Origin of the sequence: Pseudomonas sp. PvP009 (assembly GCF_017832995.1) — a bacterium.
Lineage (GTDB): Bacteria > Pseudomonadota > Gammaproteobacteria > Pseudomonadales > Pseudomonadaceae > Aquipseudomonas > Aquipseudomonas syringae.
Genome location: NZ_JAFIBG010000001.1, coordinates 3,410,379 through 3,430,953, shown reverse-complemented (window position 1 = coordinate 3,430,953; position 20,575 = coordinate 3,410,379). Strand labels below are relative to the sequence as shown.

Genomic DNA, 20,575 nt, shown 5'->3' with positions numbered 1-20,575 from the left:
ATGCAGGTGGCCTGATGATGAGTCGTTTCTGCGAGCCCCAGGCAGGCTGTTTCGCCTCGTGCCCGGTGAGCGAAAAACGCTCCAGGCATCATAGCTCTTGAAATCCTCGACCCAGCCCCCACCTTGATGACTACCCGCTGTCACACAGGCTGCTGCCTGACCGTGACGGCTTATACCATCCAGATCGGAGTTTGATGATTATGAGTGTGGAAACTCAAAAGGAAACCCTGGGCTTCCAGACCGAGGTAAAGCAACTGCTGCACCTCATGATCCATTCGCTGTATTCCAACAAGGAAATTTTCCTTCGCGAATTGATCTCGAACGCGTCTGACGCGGTCGACAAATTGCGTTTTGAAGCGTTGTCCACGCCCGAGTTGCTGGAAGGCGGCGCGGAGCTGAAAATTCGTGTGAGCTTCGACAAGGACGCGAAGACCGTTACGCTTGAAGACAACGGCATCGGTATGAGCCGTGAAGACGTGATCACCCACCTGGGCACGATCGCCAAGTCCGGTACCGCCGATTTCATGAAAAACCTGTCCGGCGACCAGAAGAAAGATTCGCACCTGATCGGTCAGTTTGGCGTGGGCTTCTACTCGGCGTTCATCGTTGCCGATCAGGTCGAAGTGTTCAGCCGTCGTGCCGGCACGCCAGCGAGCGAAGGTGTGTACTGGTCTTCCAAGGGCGAAGGCGAGTTCGAAGTCGCCACCGTCGACAAGGCTGATCGTGGCACCCGTATTGTTCTGCACCTGAAAAACGGTGAAGAAGAGTTCGCTGACGGCTACCGCCTGCGTAATATCATCAAGAAATACTCCGACCATATCGCCTTGCCGATCGAGCTGCCCAAAGAGCAGCCTCCGGCAGCCGAAGGCGAGGAGGCACCGGCGCTGGAGTGGGAAACCGTCAACCGCGCCAGCGCACTCTGGACCCGTCCGCGCACCGAGGTGAAGGACGAGGAGTACCAGGAATTCTACAAGCACGTCGCGCACGACTACGAGAACCCGCTGAGCTGGAGCCACAACAAGGTCGAAGGTAAGCTGGAATACACCTCACTGCTGTACGTGCCTGCGCGTGCGCCGTTCGATCTGTATCAGCGTGAAGCACCGCGTGGTCTCAAGCTCTACGTGCAGCGCGTGTTCGTGATGGATCAGGCCGAGTCGTTCCTGCCGCTGTACATGCGCTTCGTCAAGGGCGTGGTCGACTCCAATGACCTGTCGCTGAACGTTTCCCGTGAAATCCTGCAGAAAGACCCGATCATCGACTCGATGAAGTCGGCGCTGACCAAGCGTGTGCTGGACATGCTGGAGAAGCTGGCGAAAAACGAGCCCGAGAAGTACAAGGGTTTCTGGAAGAACTTCGGTCAGGTCCTCAAGGAAGGTCCGGCAGAAGACTTCGCCAACAAGGAAAAAATCGCCGGTCTGCTGCGTTTCGCATCGACGTCCGACGACAGCGGCGAACAGAGCGTTTCTCTGGCCGAGTACCTGGCGCGTGCCAAGGAAGGTCAGGACAAGATTTACTACCTCACTGGCGAATCCTACGCACAGGTCAAGAACAGCCCGCACCTTGAAGTCTTCCGCAAGAAAGGCATCGAAGTGCTGTTGCTCACCGATCGTATCGACGAGTGGCTGATGAGCTACCTGAGCGACTTCGACGGCAAGGGCTTTGTGGATGTGGCGCGTGGTGACCTGGATCTGGGCAAGCTTGACTCCGAAGAGGACAAGAAGGCTCAGGAAGAGATCGCCAAGGACAAGGAAGGCCTGATCGAGCGCCTGAAAGCCGCGCTGGGTGAGTCGGTGAGCGAAGTGCGGGTTTCCCATCGTCTGACCGATTCGCCTGCGATTCTGGCCATTGGCGAGCAGGATATGGGGCTGCAGATGCGTCAGATTCTGGAAGCCAGCGGTCAGAAGGTGCCGGACTCCAAGCCGATCTTCGAATTCAACCCTGCCCACCCATTGATCGGCAAGCTCGATGCCGAACAGAGCGAAGACCGCTTCGGCGATCTGTCGCACATCCTGTTCGATCAGGCCGCACTGGCCGCTGGTGACAGCCTCAAGGATCCGGCCGCTTACGTGCGCCGTCTGAACAAGTTGCTGGTAGAGCTGTCGGTTTGATAGCCGGTTGACAAGAAACCCGCCTCGGCGGGTTTTTTGTTTCAGTTCCCGCGAAACGTCCTTCATCTCTCCAACGATCAGGAGTCAGTAATGAGCAGCAATATCGAAATTCGTTCTGTGGTCTATCAGATTGATGGTCAGCCTTATGAAAGCCGTCTGGTGTACGACACAAAAGCTACTGCTGCACAGCCGGGTCTGTTGATGGCGCCTAACTGGATGGGTGTCAGCAAGGGTGCCGAAGACATTGCCAAAGCGGTCGCAGCCGAGGGCTATGTAGTGTTGCTGGCTGACCTGTATGGTCAGCAGATTCGTCCAGGTAACAATGACGAGGCGGGCGCTGCCATGACGCCGCTCAAGAACGATCGCGGCCTGCTGCGCAAGCGTATGCGGGCAGGACTTGACCAGTTGTTGGGCCAGGGCGGTGCGTCTCTGGACTCAAGCAAAATCGCAACCTTCGGCTTCTGCTTCGGCGGCTGCTGCTCTCTGGAGCTTGCGCGTACCGGTGCCGAACTGAAAGCCGCGATCTCCTTCCACGGCACGCTGGACACACCCAATCCGGCGGACGCAAAAAACATCAAGGGCTCGGTGCTGGTCCTGCACGGCGCTTCTGACCCATTGGTGCCGAAAGAGCAACTGCCGGCTTTCGAAGACGAGATGAACGCCGCTGGCGTGGACTGGCAGCTGTACAGCTATGGCGGCGCATTCCATTCCTTCACCGATCCGCACGCCAACGTGCCGGGCATGATGATGTACGACGCCAAAGTGTCGGATCGCGCGTTCAAGTCGATGCATGATTTGCTGAAAGAAGTGTTCGGCTGAAGGAACAACGATCTTCCCCTAAGGCGTGTCGGATGACACTACCGTTCCGTGGGCATGCCGGTCCGGACGCTCTGCGTCCTCTTGCGACGCAGAGCGTCGTGAACTGCATTCCCACGCTGGGGCGTGAGGAGCGAGAGGTGTTCTGAAAATCCATCGTCCCCGCAGATATACCGAAGAGCACTAGCCACGTTTTTCCGACTCACAAAAAAGGCGCCTCGAAAGGCGCCTTCTTTGTTTGTGGCAAAGGCAGTATTACTTGCCCGCCCAGCGCTTCAAGACCAGCGTGGCGTTGGTGCCACCGAAACCGAAGCTGTTGCTCATGACCAGATCGAGCTTGGCGTCTTCCTTGGTTTTGAGCAGGATAGGCATGTCGGCAACCACCGGGTCCAGCTCTTCGATGTTGGCCGAACCTGCGATGAAGTTGTTCTCCATCATCAGCAGGCAGTAGATCGCTTCGTGGACACCTGCGGCGCCCAGCGAGTGCCCAGACAGGCTCTTGGTGGAGCTGATCGCCGGAGCGTTGGCGCCGAATACTTCGCGCACGCCTTCCATTTCCTTGGCGTCGCCGACCGGAGTCGAGGTGCCGTGGGTGTTGATGTAGTCAATGGCACCAGAGTCGATGTCGCCCAGCGCCATCTTCATGCAACGAATGGCACCTTCACCGCTGGGTGCGACCATGTCGTAGCCATCGGAGGTCGCGCCGTAGCCGACGATTTCTGCGTAGATCTTCGCGCCACGCGCCAATGCGTGTTCGAGTTCTTCGACAACCACCATGCCGCCACCACCAGCAATGACGAAACCGTCACGCTTGGCGTCGTAGGCACGCGAGGCTTTATCCGGCGTTTCGTTGTACTGGGTGGACAGTGCGCCCATCGCGTCGAACAGGAACGACTGGCTCCAGTGCTCTTCTTCGCCGCCACCGGCAAAGACGATGTCCTGTTTGCCCAGCTGGATCTGCTCGACAGCGTTGCCGATGCAGTGTGCGCTGGTGGCGCAGGCGGACGAGATGGAGTAGTTCACACCCTTGATCTTGAATGGTGTGGCCAGGCAGGCCGAAACGGTGCTGCCCATCGTCCGCGTGACGCGGTAGGGGCCAACGCGCTTGACGCCTTTCTCACGCAAGGTATCCAGCGCTTCCATCTGGTTCAGGGTCGAGGCGCCGCCGCTGCCGGCGATCAGGCCGGTACGCACGTTGGAAACCTGCTCTTCGGTCAGGCCCGAATCGGTGATAGCGTCTTTCATCGCCAGGTAGGCATAGGCTGCCGCGTGGCCGACGAAGCGGAAGATCTTGCGATCGATCAGCTCTTCCAGATTCAGGTCGATGGAGCCGGAAACCTGGCTGCGCAGACCCATTTCGGCATATTCCGGGTTGAAGCGGATGCCAGGGCGGTTAGCACGCAGGTTAGCGGTGACGGTCTCTTTGTCATTGCCCAAGCAGGAAACAATACCCAGACCAGTGATAACGACGCGGCGCATGCGAGTACCCTTAGAAATTTTCAGTGGAAGTGAACACGCCGACCCGGAGGCCTTCGGCGGTATAGATTTCGCGACCGTCGACACTCACTGAACCGTCGGCGATGGCCAGGTTCAGCTTGCCCTTAAGGACGCGCTTGATGTGGATGTTGTAAGTGACTTTCTTGGCGGTAGGCAGAACCTGACCGAAAAACTTCACTTCGCCTGAACCCAGGGCACGGCCACGGCCGGGATTGCCCTGCCAGCCAAGATAGAAGCCGACCAGCTGCCACATGGCGTCGAGGCCCAGGCATCCAGGCATGACCGGATCACCTTCGAAGTGGCAGGCAAAGAACCACAGGTCCGGATTGATATCCAGTTCGGCGACCAACTCACCCTTGCCGAACTTGCCGCCCTCATCGCTGATGTGCGTGATGCGATCAACCATCAGCATGTTGGGGGCGGGCAGTTGCGCATTACCTGGGCCGAACAGCTCGCCACGACTGCAGCGCAGCAGGTCTTCCCGGGTAAAGGCGTGTTGTTTGGTCATGCGAGCTCCTCAATAATCTTGTGCGGCAGGTTGTGGCGCCACTGGCCCGAACGCCAGTCCTGGCGCGCTAATTTCGCCAGGACCCTGTCCGGCAGCCTACTCATAGACTGTTGCGTTGTAATGAAAGTCACAGCGCAGGTGAAATCAAGGTACACCTGTACACTGAATTTTGTCATTCAGCCGATTTTGCTGGCCGATCTGGATGCCAAGACTGCCGCAATTTAACATTTATCGCCAGTCACAGGTGCTTCAAAGGACAGCCAGCGCTGCAAAACCTGCTGTAAATCAGCATGTTTGAACGGTTTGGGCAGGTAATCATCCATCCCTGCCTGCAAACAGGCGTCCCGATCACCCTGTAACGCGTTGGCGGTCAGGGCAATGATTGGGATTCGCTCCAGCCCGGAAAGTTGCCTGATTCGACGGGTGGCCTCATAGCCGTCCATGACCGGCAGTCGGCAATCCATCAGAATCAACGCGTGATTGCCTGCGCTTGCCTTCGCCACTGCTTCGGCACCGTCGACAGCGATGTCGACCTCGCACCCCAGATTACGCAACATGGCCTGCACCACGGTGCGGTTCACCGGGTTGTCTTCGACCAGCAAGATGCTGCGCTCCCGGCCGTGTGAGTCGAGTGTCGACAGCGGCTTGGCAATAGCCACCGAAGCGTCGCGCGAGACGGGCAGGGGGATCTGCAGCGTGAATAATGAGCCGGACCCTTCCTCGCTCTCGGCGTGCAAGGTGCCGCCCATGCGTTCGGCCAGAGTCCGCGCAATCGGCAGCCCCAGCCCCGTGCCGCCGTAACGTCTGGAAATAGAGCTGTCGGCCTGCTTGAACGCATCGAACATCGATTCCAGTCGCTCGGCGTCGATACCGATGCCGCTGTCCTGTACCGCACAGGTAAAGTGCAGCAGCTCATTGTCGAGCATTGCCCACCTGGCGTCGACGCAGACCTTGCCTTGCTCGGTGAATTTAAGCGCGTTGCCGATCAGGTTCACCAGAATCTGGCGAATGCGGGTCGGGTCGCCTATGACGTTCAAGGTTTCCAGGCCTGGCTGAATATGCAGTTCCAGCAGCAGCGTGCGTTGCGCGGCGCTGTGGTTGAAGGCGTGGGTCGAGGCGCTGACCAGTTCCGCCAGGTTGAACGGTATGCCTTCCATCTGCAGGGCATCGCGCTCGATGCGGGAAAAGTCGAGGATATCGTTGATGACCCGCAGCAGATGCTCGGTGGATTCGGTCGCCAGCGTCGCATACTCGCTCTGCTCATGGGTCATGTGCGTGGTTTCCAGCAGCTGCAGCATGCCCAGTACACCGTTCATGGGCGTACGCAGCTCGTGACTCATCATGGCCAGAAAATCAGATTTGGCGCGGTTGGCCTGCTCGGCTTCTTCCCGGGTCTGGATCAGCTGTGCCACCGAGCGCTGCTGCTCGAGGCTGGCGCGGTGCAGGTTCTCTGCCAGGTTGTTGATGTGCCGCGCCAGCGCGCCCAGTTCGGCGTCGTCGCTGACCGGCATGGGCGTGTGGTAATCGCCCTGTTGAATCGCCTTGAGCGCTTCGCCCATATCACTGATGGGCCTGGACAGGCTCAAAGCCAGGCTACGCGCCAGCAGAAAGGCGAACAGCAAAGCGACCATCGCCAGGACGCCAGCCTTGAGCAGTATCTCCTGCTGACGTCGGCTGAATGCTTCGCTGGACATGCCCACCAGCACCCGCCCCAGATAACGCTGTGAAGCGCCCTGCGCGGGTTGGCTTTTTCCTGGGGCAGGCGTGCCGGGATTGCCGTGAATGGTGGTGCGCTGCGGCTGAACGGGGGCCAGGAACACTTCCATCTGCCGGGCCTGCTGCTCGTTGTCGCGCGGCTGATCTATGTAGATCACGGCGGTATTGGAGCTGTCCTGAATTTCCACATAGCGAACGCTGGGCATGGACAGGGTGGCGCGCATCAGCGCCTTGAGCCCCTCGATATCACCCGTGGTCACGCCCGGCTCGACCGCGGTCGCCAGCTGATTGGCGATCAGCTGCCCGGTGTGATTGAGCTCCTGACGCAGATCCTGAATACGCACGAAAGTAAAAAAGCTGATCAGCAAAGCCGTCAGCAACAGGGCAGGGCCAAGGCTGATGATCTGCGTGCGGGTATTGATGTCCCAGTGCCGAAACTTCATCGGCTGTGCGCCTCGCGCGCAAGGCACTGCTGAGGTTGTTCGATTGATGCGTCCATGCCTGTTTGCCCGGTGGTCGCGAATCGGTCAGGCTGCACAAGGCAGGGCCGGCCATCACGATGATTCATGCTGTGCGCGCATGTTAACCGAGATGGCGCGTGTTTCCAGCGAACTTGTTTGATTGATGCTGTCCTGACTGCGTAACGGATCAGCTTTGTCGCTAGCTGATAACGTGTTGCTCCGTATAATGATCACATCGCCACTTGAATGGCTCTGGATGGATAGTTTTATGACCACACAGCAACCCGTCGCGGTGCTTGGCGGTGGCAGCTTCGGTACGGCCATTGCCAATCTGCTGGCCGAGAACGGCCATCAGGTTCGTCAATGGATGCGCGATCCGGAGCAGGCTGAGGCCATTCGCGTCAATCGTGAAAACCCCCGTTACCTCAAGGGCATCAAGATTCGTCCTGAAGTCGAACCGGTCACCGACCTGACGGCGGTGCTCGACGCCAGTGAACTGATCTTCGTCGCCTTGCCATCAAGTGCCTTGCGCTCGGTGCTGTCGCCTCACGTCGAGCGCCTGAATGGCAAGATGCTGGTGAGCTTGACCAAGGGTATCGAAGCGCAGAGCTTCAAGCTGATGAGTCAGATCCTCGAAGAGATCGTCCCGCAAGCGCGTATCGGCGTGTTGTCCGGGCCCAATCTGGCGCGGGAAATCGCCGAGCATGCGTTGACCGCAACGGTGGTTGCCAGCGAAGACGAGGCGTTGTGTCAGGAGGTTCAGGCGGCATTGCACGGGCGGACCTTTCGCGTCTATGCCAGCAATGACCGGTTTGGCGTCGAGCTGGGTGGGGCACTGAAGAACGTCTACGCAATCATTGCCGGCATGGCGGTGGCGCTGGACATGGGCGAAAACACCAAGAGCATGCTGATCACCCGGGCGCTGGCGGAAATGACCCGTTTCGCGGTCAGCCAGGGTGCCAACCCGATGACCTTTCTCGGCCTGGCCGGGGTGGGCGATCTCATCGTCACCTGTTCCTCGCCGAAAAGCCGCAACTATCAGGTCGGGTTTGCCCTGGGCCAGGGGCTGACGCTGGAAGAAGCGGTCACACGCCTGGGCGAGGTGGCCGAGGGTGTGAACACCCTCAAGGTGCTCAAGGTCAAAGCGCAGGAAGTGCAGGTCTATATGCCATTGGTCGCCGGGCTGCACGCGATTCTTTTTGAAGGCCGTACGCTCAGCCAGGTCATCGAGGCGCTGATGCGGGCCGAGCCCAAGACGGACGTCGATTTCATTTCGATTACCGGCTTTAATTGAATTCAGTCTGATCAGGAGAAGGTCTTGAACGAGTCGAAAATCCAGCACAACGAATCGATCCTGCTGCGCATTCTGTGGATGCTGCTGTTTCTGGGCGTATGGCACGTTGCCCAGATCATTCTGGCGGGCGTGGTGCTGGTGCAACTGGTCTACCGCCTGATTTACGGTGCGCCGAATGGTGGCCTGATGAACTTCGGCGACAGCATCAGCCAGTACCTGGCGCAGATCGGTCGTTTCGGGACGTTTCACAGCGACCATAAACCCTGGCCTTTTGGCGACTGGCCAGCACCGCGTGCGCCCGAAGGCGAGGTGCCTCATCATGTCCCGCCAACGGTACAGCCGGTGCGCGATGAGGAACCAAAGCCATGAAGGTCTGGGTATTGCGTCATGGCGAAGCGCAGTCGCGGGCGCGCAGTGATGCCGAGCGCGAGTTGACTGCACATGGGCGTGAGGAGGTGCTGAAAAGTGCACTGCAACTGACGGACAAGCCTGTGCGACGGATCATCGCCAGCCCCTATGTGCGTGCACAACAGACTGCCGAGCTGGTGCGTCAGTCATTGGCCTTCGATGGCTCGATCGTCACCGCACCCTGGCTTACACCCGAAAGCAGCCCGCTTGAGGTGCTGGCGCAACTGGACAAGCTGGGTATCGATGAAGTGCTGCTGGTCAGCCATCAGCCTTTGGTGGGCGAGCTGATCGGGGTATTGGCACACGGCAGTCCGCGACAGGCCGAGCCGATGAGCACTGCCAGTCTTGCCGAGCTGGAAGGCGAGTTTGTAGTGGCAGGCGGGATGCGCCTCAACAGCGTCAGGCACGTCTGAACGGTCTGTACGCGCAATGAATAACCGCCGCGAATGCGGCTCTCCCGGGAAAAGGATTCAGCATGAGCATATGGCGTCAGGCTCCCGATATCGAAGCCCTTATGGCGGCTCAAAAAAACACCATTGGTGAAGTGCTGGACATTCGCTTCGAGTCTTTCACCGATGACTCCCTCACGGCCAGCATGGTGGTCGATCAACGTACCCACCAGCCTTTCGGGCTGCTGCACGGCGGCGCATCCGTGGTCCTGGCGGAGTCGCTGGGGTCAATGGCCAGTTACCTGATCGTCGACCCGAGCAAGTATTTTTGCGTCGGGCTGGAGGTCAACGCCAACCATTTGCGTGGTGTGCGTAGCGGGCGTGTCACCGGTGTGGTCAGGCCTGTGCACATAGGCCGGACCACTCATGTATGGGACATCCGCATCAGCAACGACGAAGGCAAGCCAAGCTGCATTTCGCGCTTGACGGTGGCCGTCGTAGCGCATGGCAAAGAGCCTCCAGTCAATTGAGTGTTCTCAGCTATTAATCCCTCTGCTTAAGCCAAGGCTCTCTTCAGGCAGTCTTTTGGTTTTCAGGTCGCCTATATATAAAGGCTTGCCTGGACCGGTTCACCCAGGCTTTATAGGCCTTAATGCCGCTCCGACCGCCGTATCGGGTGATCCTGATGGCCGGAGTGACACCTGTGATGGCGGTTCCAGTCATTGCCGATCTACGAAGCAACTTGGCACAATCGTGACTCGCCCGCTCATGGAAGTATTGGCATGTCGCAACCCGTGTTCTTTGCTCACGCCAATGGCTTCCCTTCGGCGACGTACAGCAAGCTGTTTTGCGCGCTGGCACCGGAATTTTCGGTGGCCCATCTTGAGCAACACGCCCATGATCCGCGTTTTCCGGTGGATGACAACTGGCTGAATCTGGTCGATGAGTTGCTTCACCATCTGCGCGAGCAGCCTGGCCCGGTGTGGGGGGTAGGGCACTCGCTCGGCGGCGTGTTGCATCTGCATGCCGCATTGCGCTGCCCGGAACTCTACCGGGGCGTGGTGATGCTCGATTCGCCGGTGCTGGGGCTGGCTGACCAGTTGTTCATACGCGCCGCCAAGCGCCTGGGCTTTATCGACCGCATCACGCCAGCGGGCCGTACCCTGGGCCGTCGTGAGGCGTTTGATGATCTGCCGTCGGCACGCGCCTACTTCGCTGGCAAGACCCTGTTCAGCCGCTTCGATCCCGACTGCCTGACCGCGTACCTGCAACATGGTCTGCGCGAGGACGGCGGGCAGTGGCGGCTGCGTTTCGACCCAGCGACCGAGATCAGCATCTACCGCAGCATCCCGCACACCAGCCCAGTGCCGTCACGGCAACTCAAGGTGCCACTCGCGATGGTGCGCGGCAAACACAGCCGGGTGATCATGCCTCATCATGGCTATCTGGCCCGACGCATGCGCGAAGGCGAATACCTGTCCATGCCTGGAGGGCACATGTTTCCCCTTGAACGACCGGATGAAACCGCATTGCTGCTCAAGACGCTGCTGGCTCGCTGGGACGCACGCAGTGCCTCAAGGGTGACGGCGTGACGTTTGCCATGGAAGAGGTGCGTTTCAATCTTGGGCATATCGAACTGGCGGCTCATCTTTACGGCCCCGAAGACGGCCAGCCGGTGATTGCCGTGCATGGCTGGCTCGACAACGCCAACAGCTTTGCCAGGCTGGCGCCGCGACTGGAGGGCCTGCGCATCGTGGCGCTCGATCTGGCCGGGCATGGTCATTCACAGCATCGGCCTGCCGGGGCGTCCTATGCGCTGGCCGACTACGTGTTCGACGTGCTGCAGGTCGCCGAGCAATTGGGCTGGCAGCGCTTCGCCCTGATGGGCCACTCGCTGGGCGCGATCATTTCGGTATTGCTGGCCGGGTCGTTGCCGGAGCGGGTCACGCGGCTGGCCCTGATCGATGGTTTGATTCCCTTGACCGGCGACCCTGAATCCGCCGCCGGGCGGATGGGCTCCGCCCTGCAGGCGCAGCTCAGGCTGTCAGGCAAGAAAAAGCCGGTTTACGAGGATCAGCAACGTGCTGTTCTGGCGCGTATGAAAGGCGTGGTCCCGGTGAGTCGCGAGGCTGCCGAATTACTCGCCCAGCGCGGTCTGATGCCGGTACCCGGCGGCTATACCTGGCGCAGCGACAGCCGCCTGACGTTGCCATCTGCGATTCGTCTTACACATCAGCAGGCGATGTCTTTCGTAAACGCTATCCGTTGCCCGACGCAACTGCTGGTCGCTACAGGCGGCATGCTGGCTAAAAACCAGCTCATGCTGTCCGGGCTGCCTTTCGACGTCGTGCAGCTTGAAGGCGGTCATCATCTGCACCTGGACGACGAGCACGGTGCGAGCGCTGTTGCACACTGTATCAATCGCTTGTTCGCTGCTTCTTGACTTGAGCCCGGCAACTGTCGACGCTGGACGGGTTGAAACAGGAGTCAACCGTGATGGATCAATCCGCAGCCTCTGGTGGCCGCCTCGCTGGCGATCTTTTATATTTTCGTTCCCTGCTTGCCTGCCAATGAGAGCACTCATGCGTTTATCAAGTGTTCCCGTTGTCGCCTTGTGCCTGTCGATGTTCAGCACTGTGCTCTGCGCCGCCGATGTAACAGGCAGCAGTGATCTGCAAATTCTGCCGCGTCTGGCCGACACGGAAATCGTCGATTATCGTCCGGCTGCCGAGCTCGAGCGGGTCTACCCCATGGGCTCGATCCGCAAGATCAGCGGCCAGTTGCGTTTTGATGGCCAGGTCAGTGCGCGCGGCAATCTGACGTCGGTTACCTATCAATTACCTGCCGAGCGGACTTCCGACGACGCCTTCACTGCAGCTCGCGAATCCTTGCAGCAGCAAGGCGCCGAACTGCTGTTCTGGTGTCAGGCGCGCGACTGCGGAGAAAGCAGCCTGTGGGCCAACGAAGTGTTCGGCAACGCAAAACTGTATGGCGCGGATGACCGCCAGGCTTACCTTCTGTTGCGTCTGGCAGAACCGCGCAGTGACACCCTGGTAGCGCTTTACAGCATCACCCGTGGCAACCGCCGGGCCTACCTGCACGTCGAGCAGTTTGAATCCTCTGCGCCACTGGGCGAACTGCTGCCGACCTCTGCCACCTTGCTGCGCCAATTGCGCAGCACCGGCAAGCTGGAACTGCCCCGACTGAGCGGCGAACCACAGGATGCCTGGGTTACTCTTGTTTCTCGCGCCCTGAACCTGGACAGCAGCCTGCGCGCCACAGTGTCCGGGCCCAGTGCCGGCGCCTGGCTTGACGCCCTGATCGCCAAAGGCGTTCGTGCGGCCCGGCTCGAGGCGGGCGTCACTGAAGGCAAGGGGCTCAAGATCGAGGTTATCCGCTAGAACAGTGATGGCGGACAGGCAGGTTCGCCATTATGCTCGCTTCCTCCGATCCTTTTTAGTGAATAGCGCATGTTCAACAATGACCGTCTGTTGGTGCAGATTCTGCTGCTGGCGCTGTTTGGTGCCTGTCTCTGGGTGATGGCGCCGTTCTGGTCGGCGCTGGTCTGGGGCGCGGTACTGGCCTTCGCCAGCTGGCCGCTGATGCGTTTGCTGACCCGCTGGTTCAAGGACCGTGAGTCGCTGGCTGCGCTGGTGATGTGCCTGTGCTGGATGCTGCTGGTCGCGGCGCCGCTGGTGTGGCTGGGCTTCAATCTTGCCGACCATGTGCGTGATGCCACGGGCTTGATCAAGGACATTCAGGTCGACGGCTTGCCCGACCCACCACAATGGCTGGCGGGTATTCCGCTGGTGGGCGAACGACTGGTCGCGCTGTGGACCACCATCGATCAGCAAGGCGCGGCGTTCATGGCGACGCTCAAGCCGCATCTGGGTCAGGTCGGTAACTGGATTCTGGCACGCAGTGCGCAGATAGGCAGCGGGATTCTGGAACTGACCCTGAGCATCGTCTTCGCCTTCTTCTTCTACAGGGACGGTCCGCGCCTGGCCGCCTTCGTGCTCAGCCTGCTGGAACGCCTGATCGGCGAGCGCGCCCAGTATTATCTGGATCTGGTCGCTGGCACAGTGCAGCGCGTGGTCAACGGCGTCATCGGCACAGCAGCGGCCCAGGCGGTACTGGCGCTGATCGGCTTCCTGATCGCGGGCATTCCCGGTGCATTGGTGCTGGGTATTCTGACTTTTCTGTTCAGTCTGATCCCGATGGGCCCGCCCTTGGTCTGGCTGCCTGCCACTGCCTGGCTGGTCTGGCAGGGCGAGTACGGCATGGCGATATTTCTGGGCATCTGGGGGATGTTCATCATCAGTGGCGTGGACAACGTGCTCAAGCCATACCTGATCAGCAGGGGCGGCAATCTGCCGCTGGTGATTGTCTTGTTGGGTGTGTTCGGCGGATTGCTGGCATTCGGTTTCATCGGCCTGTTCATCGGCCCGACGCTTCTGGCAGTCGCTTACAGCCTGTTGACCGATTGGGTCGGCAGCGAGCGGGCGCGTCCCCGCTAGCGGGCTGGCTACGCAGTCGCTCTGCGTCGTGGCAGATCGAGGATTGCCGTCAGGCCGCCGCCTGGCGTTTGCGTGAGCGATAGCTCGCCGCCGATGCGCCGCGCGGCTTCCCGCGCAATGCTCATACCCATGCCGATTCCGCCGGAGTTGCGGTTGCGAGAACCCTCCAGACGGTAGAACGGTTCGAATACTGTCTCGTGAAACTCGGGCGCAATCCCCGGTCCGTGATCAACGACCAATATGCGCACGTGATCGGCGCTGTCCTCAATCACAATACGCGCGCTACCGGCGTAACGCAGAGCGTTGTCGACCAGATTCTGCAGGCACGAGCGCAGCGCCATCGGCTGCGTCTTGAGCGGTTTGCACTGGCCTTCGTACTGCACGTCGTCGCCATTGTCCTGGGCATTCTCGGCCTGCGATTCGATCAGCGCCTGCAGGTCGAATTGCTGCAGGCCTTCGCTGCGCCGGTGCTCATTGAGGTAGGCGAGGGTGGCGTCGAGCATGCTGATCATGTCATTGAGATCCTGAGTCATCTGGCCATGCAGCCTGGGCTCTTCGATCTGTTCGACACGCAGCTTGAGCCGTGAAAGGGGCGTGCGCAGGTCGTGGGATACCGCAGCCAGCATGCGCCCGCGCTGCTGCATCTGTTCGCGGATCTTGCGCTGCATCAGATTGAACGTCTGCGCAGCCTGTCGGGCTTCCTGCGGGCCGCTGATTTCCAGTGGCGGGCTGTCGAGGTCTTCACTCAGGCGCTCGGCTGCTTCGCTCAGGCTCTGCACGGGACGGCTGAGGGCCTTGGCACCGTACCACGCAGCGATGATCAGGGTGATGAACTGGAAGAACAGCAATATCAGCGGACCGCCGAGCATCGGCGGTCTGTGCATGGGCCGCTGATCGAATTGCCCATGCTCGGTGTTGGACGCGGTAGGTGGCGGCGGGCGCATGCCGTACTGCGTGAACCAGATGAAGGCCAGCAGGTGCGCCAACAGAATAGCCAACAGAGCGCCACCAAACAGTCGCGCAAACAGCGTGTCGAATCTGCGGATCAACCCAGCTCCCTGGCATCGAACAGATAGCCTTCACCGCGCACGGTCTTGATCAGTTGTGGATTTTTCGGATCATCGCCGAGCTTCTGGCGTAGACGCGAGACCAGCAAATCGATACTGCGGTCAAACGCCTCGATTGAGCGGCCGCGGGCAGCATCGAGCAACTGCTCGCGGCTCAGCACCCGGTGCGGCCGTTCGAGAAACACACGTAACAGACGAAACTCGGCGTTGGACAGCGGCACCACCAGGCCATCGGCGGCGGTCAACTGGCGCAGGACGCTGTTCAGGCGCCACGCGTCAAAACGAATGGTGGTGCGCTGATCACTGCGTTCGTCGCGGACCCGGCGCAGAATGGTCTGGATGCGCGCGACCAGTTCACGCGGCTCGAACGGCTTGGCCATGTAATCGTCGGCACCCAGTTCCAGACCGATGATCCGGTCAGTCGGTTCGCAGCGCGCGGTCAGCATCAAAATCGGGATGTCCGACGTGCTGCGCAGCCAGCGGCACAGTGACAGCCCGTCTTCACCGGGCAGCATCAGGTCCAGCACCACCACGTCGAAGGTTTCCGCGGTCAGCGCCTGACGCATCTGTGTGCCGTCGGTGACGCCACTGGCGTTGATATTGAAGCGCGTCAGGTAGTCGCAGAGCAGTTCGCGAATGGCCACATCGTCATCGACGATCAGCGCACGAACGCTCCAGCGCTGATCGGTCGATGTGGCATCCAGGGAGGTATCGGGAAGTGCTTGCATAATGCGTCTGTCGCCTGCTTGTGCCGCCATGGACTGGCCGCTGTTGAAGATCAGCGCTGCCCCTCATGCTACTTCGCCGGGAAGCTCGGCGGTAGGGTGGCGTGATCGAATGTCGGGCGCATGTCATAAATGTATCGAGATTGATACGAGCGCCTGTCGAGCGTGCCTCGCAAAGCGCACCCCTGGTAGTTATGACAGTATCCAGCGTCGCGCGACTACCGTTTAATCGAACGGGCTACCGGCCTGGATGGCCGGTTCTGGCAGACAAACTTTTGTCGAGACGGCCAGGGTTTGTTGCCGTTGTATCGGCTCGCGATGCAACGGCAACAGACCCTGGGTGCATGATCAATCCGCCCGTACGTTTTCTGCATAAACAGGGCGGCAATCGGATAGCAAAGGAGTGCTGATGATGGTCGATTCAAAAACAACAGCAACGTTAGATGACAAAAAAAAAGCGCGTATCGCCTACCGGCTGGCGCGCAGTCAACGCGGTTCAGGGATCGACGCAGACCTTGCCCCTGCACAGGTGGCGGGCATTGTGGACCCGGCCGATGGAACGCTGAACAAGGATGTCCTGGCTGGCGAATTTCTCAAGGTCACCCTGCCTCAGTGGGCAGGACTGGTCACTGACCCGGGCGACTCCGATACTTTTTTCATCGATTGGGCTATCGGTGCAGCGGCGGATAACGACGCGTTTAAAGAAGTGTTTAGCGATACCGTTACCGCACCGGTTGATGCTGAAACCTTTCCAATGGTGATCGATATTCCGCTGAGTAGTTTAATGCAAGGCTTGGCAAAACCTGCAGACGGTGCTTACAGTTTGCGCTACCGGATCAGGCAACCGAATGATCAAGAGACCACCAGCCCGTCGATCGACCTCATCGTCGATACCACGCCGCCGGGCGAGCATCTTGAGCCTGAGCAGATGGTTCTGGCTACAGATCAGTTGACCCAGGCGTTTCTGGATGCAAACCCGGGCGGTCTGGTCGGCACGCTGCCTGACTATGACAACTGGCAACCCGGCGACAAGGTAGCCTTCTACTGGGTTGGCACGCCGTTGCCAGAGAGTGCTGAAGAACTGCCGGCTCCGGTTGGTGTCGTTGAACTGGCCAGCTCGACGAATAATACGGTGACATTCCCCGTTTCGGCCATTGAAGCGTCCAGGGACGAGCCCTACTACGCCATTTACATTCTGGTCGACAAAGCCACCAATCGCACTTCGCTTTCCAGCCCAAAACGCATCGACGTGGCGCTGGGGCTATTGCCCGACAACTTGAAAGAGCCCGTCGTGCCCTTGGCACAGCCTCCAGAAAAGTTGATTAACCTGCCTGATGCGAGACTTGGGGTCGAGGTGTTGATCGAGTCGTTCGATAACTGGAAGCCGGCCGACCGTATCGAAGTCACTTGGGGTGCTGAGGTGCTTCGACCTGACGAAGTCGGCAGCTCTCCAGCGTTTCCGATTTCGATCAGAGTCCCTGATCTGGTTCTGCAGGGGCAATACAATCAAGCGAACGGCGGCGACCAGCCCACCGAAGTGAGTTATCGAATCCTGCGTGGTGTCGTTCCGTCCGAAGTGAAAAGCATCAGCGTCAATGTCAATTTCGCCACTATCGGCCCTGACCCTATAACCGATCCTGGGTGGCCGGATCCGGTCAACGACGCATTACTGCGGGTCGAGGTCTATGGCCAGACGTCCAATCAGTTGAACGTCCTGACAGCGGCGGATTATAACCAGCCTGCCAAGGTCGGTTTCAGGCTGTATGACAGACTTCAAGCGGGTGAAATTATAGATTTCTACTGGGGCACAAGCCATGTAGCAGAGGCTCAATACACCGTGGCTGCTGGCGACCTGGCAGGCGCTGAGCGTGATGTTGAAATACCCTGGAGTTACATCGATTATGAAGGCAATCGCGTTGACTTGCCGGTCCATTACCGCATTCATGGGCCCGATTCAGAAAACACGCAACACTCGCCGGACACTCTGGTCAACGTAGACGCCATTGTCATCATCCCGGAAGCCCCTGTCTTCGAGGGCACCAGTACTAATGGCTGGCTGAATTGCGATTCACTCTTCGCCGACGGCATCGAAAATCCGGGGCAGGGTGAACCAGGTATACGGGTCCGCGTTCCGGATCTTTCGAAATATCTGTCGGACAATGAAACCGTCACTTTGCACTGGTATGGCTCCGAGGGAAATACCGGCGACGCGCCTATTTCCGGCACCGAAAAAGACGAGGTTATCGTGCTGGGAGGCAACCATCCGGCCACCGGTTTCATCTGGCTGGTCACGCCCTACGATAAACACATTCTGCCTATCTACAATCCTTCAGGCCGCAGCCAAAACGGGAGCGCGAGGATCAGGTACTCCTTTAGCATGGGAGGCGAAACCATTACCTCGCTGGAAACCACCGCCCGGGTAGGGATGTACGACGCAAACGGGTCTTGTCCTCTTCGTCCAAACCCGAAGAAAAAGTAACAAGGGTTGCCGATAGAGGGGGGCTGCGGCCAGCCGCAGTCACCCTACCCGGTATAAGCAGGCTCAGGTTGCTCCCAAACGGTTTAGGAAGGCCGGCGCGTGCCGGGTCATGTCACCTACGCTTATCGGTGTTTTCCCCGACGATCATCTGCTGTCAGAACCTCCCTACTGTTATCTAGGAAACGTCCTACAGAGCATTCAGTTGGATCCCGCTAGTCTTGCGGCCTCCCTCCCGAGGCCGCTTTCGGGCAGTCGTCACGGGGTTCAACCTGATTTACCTCAAGGTAATGCATCCTCATGAATGCTCCATTCGTGCTGCGTCCGCTTTCATGGACACTAAAGACCGTTATTTTTTTTTCTCCTTTGCTGACCGGTAGTCATGCGCTTGCGCAAATCCTTGTCGATACGCCGCAGACCATCGATGCAACAGGCCCGCTGGACAGCTATCGGGTTGTCAGCACCGGGAATCTGACCGCCAACGGCGCGACCACCCTGCAAATATCCACGATCACCGGAGCCAAGCTGACGCTTACTGGCAGTCAGGTCAGTGCGGGTACAAGCTCTTCAGCCGTCTCGTTGACCGGGGCAGATGCGTTGATCGTCGGTAGCGTCCTGACAGGCGGCGCGGATGGACTGGGGATGGGCAATGAAAGTTCGCAACTGGTCGGCTCCACGGCCACCGTCATCGGCAGCACGATCACCGCCACCAATCGCGGAATAAATGCCGGCTCACTCAGCAACCTGACCCTGGAAGGTACTTCAGTAACGGCCACTGGCACCAATGGCAGAGGTATGGAGATGTGGGACTCCACGGTGAAGGCGTCCGGCAGCACCATTACCGGGCAGCAATATGGCGTGCGCTTGCGCGCTGACCCGGCCGTGCCCTCAAGCAATCTGCTGGTCCTTGAAGGAACCCGGGTCGAAGGCATCACCGGGTCAGCGCTGATCGTCGGAACGCCCACCGGCGCGCCCGCGACTGCCGATATCCAGGTCAACAATGGTTCTACGCTGACCGGCGGCAATGGCAAGATACTGGAGTTGATCAACGGTTCAACGGCGCACATGACCGTGGACAACAGCCATCTGCTGGGCGATGTATCGGCGGGTGAGGGCAGTACCGCCAGCCTGTCACTGCAAAATAACGCGACCCTGACCGGGCGCCTGGAGAACGTATCCAGCCTGTCGCTCAGTAGTCAGGGCCAGTGGGTGATGGTCGAGAATGGTCAGGTGAATGAACTGTCCATGAACGGCGGCTCGGTCAGGTTTGGCGACGCGGCCGCGTTTTACACCTTGTCACTCGCAAGCCTGTCAGGGAGTGGCACCTTCATGATGGATGTGGATTTCGGTGGCCAGGCCACTGACTTTCTAGACATCACGGGCAACGCGACCGGCAGTCATACCTTGCTTATTGGCAGCACGGGTGTCGATCCGCTCAGCGATACCAGCTTGCACGTCGTGCATGCGGCAGCCGGCGATGCCAGCTTTTCGCTTGCAGGCGGCGCAGTGGATCTGGGCGCCTGGTCCTATGACCTGATCAAACAGGGCGACAACGACTGGTATCTGGACACCGCCACCCGCACCATCAGCCCTGGCGCACAGACGGTCATGGCGTTGTTCAACACCGCGCCGACTGTCTGGTACGGGGAGTTGACGACGTTGCGTTCGCGGATGGGCGAATTGCGTATGGACGAGGGCCGTTCCGGAGGCTGGATACGTACCTACGGCAACAAATTCAATGTGGCCGACGCCTCAGGCTTCGGGTATCAGCAGGTTCAGAGCGGTGTCGCGCTCGGCGCAGATGGCAAGCTGCCTGTGGGGTCGGGGCAATGGCTGGCAGGTGTCATGATCGGGCAGAGTACGTCCGACCTCAGTCTGGATCACGGTGCCAGTGGCAAGGTCGACAGCTACTCGCTGGGCGCTTACAGCACCTGGCTGGACACCGAGAGCGGCTACTACATCGATGGCGTGATCAAACTCAATCAGTTCAAGAACAAGGCCAGAGTCAATCTCAGCGATGGTTCCCGCACGCGCGGCAACTACGACAATCTGGGGGTTGGCGCGTCGCTGGAGCTGGGTCGGCACATCAAACTGGACAACGGTTATTTTCTCGAACCCTACACCCAGCTGGCGGGCTTGATCGTTCAGGGCAAGGACTACGGACTGGACAACGGTATGCGTGCCGAAGGTGACCGCAGTCGGTCACTGCTCGGCAAGGTCGGTACCACAGCGGGGCGCAGTTTCGACCTGGGCAAAGGACGTACGCTGCAACCTTATGTGCGGGTGGCCGTGGCTCACGAGTTCGTCAACAGGAACGAGGTCAAGGTCAATGACAACGTGTTCAACAACGACCTCTCCGGTTCCCGTGGCGAGTTGGGGGCGGGTGTTTCGGTGTCGCTGTCTGGCAACCTGCAGTTGCATGCTGATTTCGATTACAGCAATGGCGATGCCATCGAGCAGCCGTGGGGTGCCAGTGCCGGCTTGCGTTACAGTTGGTAGCGACAGCGAAGCGGGGCGGCTCACGCCTGATCACTGGTGCTGATGCGCCAATGGTCCTATTACTTGTGCCAGTATCCGCAGAAAAAAACAGGGT

General features: G+C 59.5%; 17 protein-coding genes. 12 read left to right on the top strand and 5 right to left on the bottom strand.

The features are described 5' to 3' along the window. Positions 1-200: 200 nt before the first annotated feature. Together htpG and JOE29_RS14605 are read left to right on the top strand one after the other, a co-directional pair. Complete coding sequence (htpG, locus tag JOE29_RS14610; protein ID WP_210079642.1) at positions 201-2,108, top strand: molecular chaperone HtpG; 1,908 nt, start codon at positions 201-203, stop codon at positions 2,106-2,108. 90 nt (positions 2,109-2,198) lie between these two features. Continuing rightward, positions 2,199-2,927, top strand: coding sequence for a dienelactone hydrolase family protein (locus JOE29_RS14605; RefSeq protein ID WP_210079641.1), 729 nt, complete (start codon positions 2,199-2,201; stop codon positions 2,925-2,927). A 252-nt stretch (positions 2,928-3,179) separates the two neighbouring features. Here JOE29_RS14605 and fabB read toward each other — a convergent pair whose 3' ends face one another. The 3 genes from fabB to JOE29_RS14590 all read right to left on the bottom strand — a co-directional run bounded on the left by fabB (position 3,180) and on the right by JOE29_RS14590 (position 7,088). Further along, positions 3,180-4,403, bottom strand: coding sequence for a beta-ketoacyl-ACP synthase I (gene fabB / locus JOE29_RS14600; protein WP_003394585.1), 1,224 nt, complete (start codon positions 4,401-4,403; stop codon positions 3,180-3,182). 10 nt (positions 4,404-4,413) lie between these two features. Further along, positions 4,414-4,929: a 3-hydroxyacyl-[acyl-carrier-protein] dehydratase FabA gene (gene fabA / locus JOE29_RS14595; protein ID WP_003316569.1), complete on the bottom strand. Its 516-nt coding sequence runs from the start codon at positions 4,927-4,929 to the stop codon at positions 4,414-4,416. Between the two features lie 221 nt (positions 4,930-5,150). Then, positions 5,151-7,088: an ATP-binding protein gene (locus JOE29_RS14590; RefSeq protein ID WP_099314988.1), complete on the bottom strand. Its 1,938-nt coding sequence runs from the start codon at positions 7,086-7,088 to the stop codon at positions 5,151-5,153. A gap of 286 nt (positions 7,089-7,374) precedes the next feature. Between JOE29_RS14590 and JOE29_RS14585 the strand changes: the two genes are divergently transcribed. The 8 genes from JOE29_RS14585 to JOE29_RS14550 all read left to right on the top strand — a co-directional run bounded on the left by JOE29_RS14585 (position 7,375) and on the right by JOE29_RS14550 (position 13,714). Further along, on the top strand, positions 7,375-8,400 hold the full coding sequence (locus JOE29_RS14585; protein ID WP_003316574.1) for an NAD(P)H-dependent glycerol-3-phosphate dehydrogenase: 1,026 nt from the start codon (positions 7,375-7,377) through the stop codon (positions 8,398-8,400). 24 nt (positions 8,401-8,424) lie between these two features. Then, positions 8,425-8,769, top strand: a complete 345-nt coding sequence (locus tag JOE29_RS14580) for a DUF4389 domain-containing protein (protein ID WP_044311591.1) — start codon at positions 8,425-8,427, stop codon at positions 8,767-8,769. Next, a complete protein-coding gene (gene sixA, locus JOE29_RS14575; protein WP_058445122.1) occupies positions 8,766-9,221 on the top strand; it encodes a phosphohistidine phosphatase SixA in 456 nt (151 codons plus the stop codon). Before JOE29_RS14580 ends, sixA begins: the two co-directional genes overlap by 4 nt. A gap of 62 nt (positions 9,222-9,283) precedes the next feature. Further along, positions 9,284-9,727, top strand: coding sequence for a hotdog fold thioesterase (locus JOE29_RS14570; protein ID WP_003343540.1), 444 nt, complete (start codon positions 9,284-9,286; stop codon positions 9,725-9,727). 252 nt (positions 9,728-9,979) lie between these two features. Then, positions 9,980-10,789 carry an alpha/beta hydrolase gene (locus tag JOE29_RS14565; RefSeq protein ID WP_003423598.1) on the top strand — a complete coding sequence of 270 codons (810 nt, stop codon included), beginning with the start codon at positions 9,980-9,982 and terminating at the stop codon, positions 10,787-10,789. Further along, a complete protein-coding gene (locus JOE29_RS14560) occupies positions 10,786-11,640 on the top strand; it encodes an alpha/beta hydrolase (protein ID WP_044311589.1) in 855 nt (284 codons plus the stop codon). Before JOE29_RS14565 ends, JOE29_RS14560 begins: the two co-directional genes overlap by 4 nt. 139 nt (positions 11,641-11,779) lie before the next feature. Next, positions 11,780-12,598, top strand: coding sequence for a DUF4892 domain-containing protein (locus JOE29_RS14555; RefSeq protein ID WP_024665632.1), 819 nt, complete (start codon positions 11,780-11,782; stop codon positions 12,596-12,598). Between the two features lie 69 nt (positions 12,599-12,667). Beyond that, on the top strand, positions 12,668-13,714 hold the full coding sequence (locus JOE29_RS14550) for an AI-2E family transporter (RefSeq protein WP_210079640.1): 1,047 nt from the start codon (positions 12,668-12,670) through the stop codon (positions 13,712-13,714). 8 nt (positions 13,715-13,722) lie between these two features. Here JOE29_RS14550 and JOE29_RS14545 read toward each other — a convergent pair whose 3' ends face one another. Together JOE29_RS14545 and JOE29_RS14540 are read right to left on the bottom strand one after the other, a co-directional pair. Beyond that, positions 13,723-14,763 carry a HAMP domain-containing sensor histidine kinase gene (locus JOE29_RS14545; protein ID WP_044311587.1) on the bottom strand — a complete coding sequence of 347 codons (1,041 nt, stop codon included), beginning with the start codon at positions 14,761-14,763 and terminating at the stop codon, positions 13,723-13,725. Beyond that, positions 14,760-15,509: a response regulator gene (locus tag JOE29_RS14540; protein ID WP_010426439.1), complete on the bottom strand. Its 750-nt coding sequence runs from the start codon at positions 15,507-15,509 to the stop codon at positions 14,760-14,762. The genes JOE29_RS14545 and JOE29_RS14540 overlap by 4 nt, the downstream gene beginning before the upstream one ends. A gap of 406 nt (positions 15,510-15,915) precedes the next feature. Here JOE29_RS14540 and JOE29_RS14535 point away from each other — a divergent pair, with 406 nt between their 5' ends. Further along, positions 15,916-17,985 carry a hypothetical protein gene (locus JOE29_RS14535; RefSeq protein WP_210079639.1) on the top strand — a complete coding sequence of 690 codons (2,070 nt, stop codon included), beginning with the start codon at positions 15,916-15,918 and terminating at the stop codon, positions 17,983-17,985. Between the two features lie 297 nt (positions 17,986-18,282). Beyond that, complete coding sequence (locus JOE29_RS14530; protein ID WP_099314993.1) at positions 18,283-20,481, top strand: autotransporter outer membrane beta-barrel domain-containing protein; 2,199 nt, start codon at positions 18,283-18,285, stop codon at positions 20,479-20,481. The last annotated feature ends 94 nt before the right edge of the window (positions 20,482-20,575 follow it).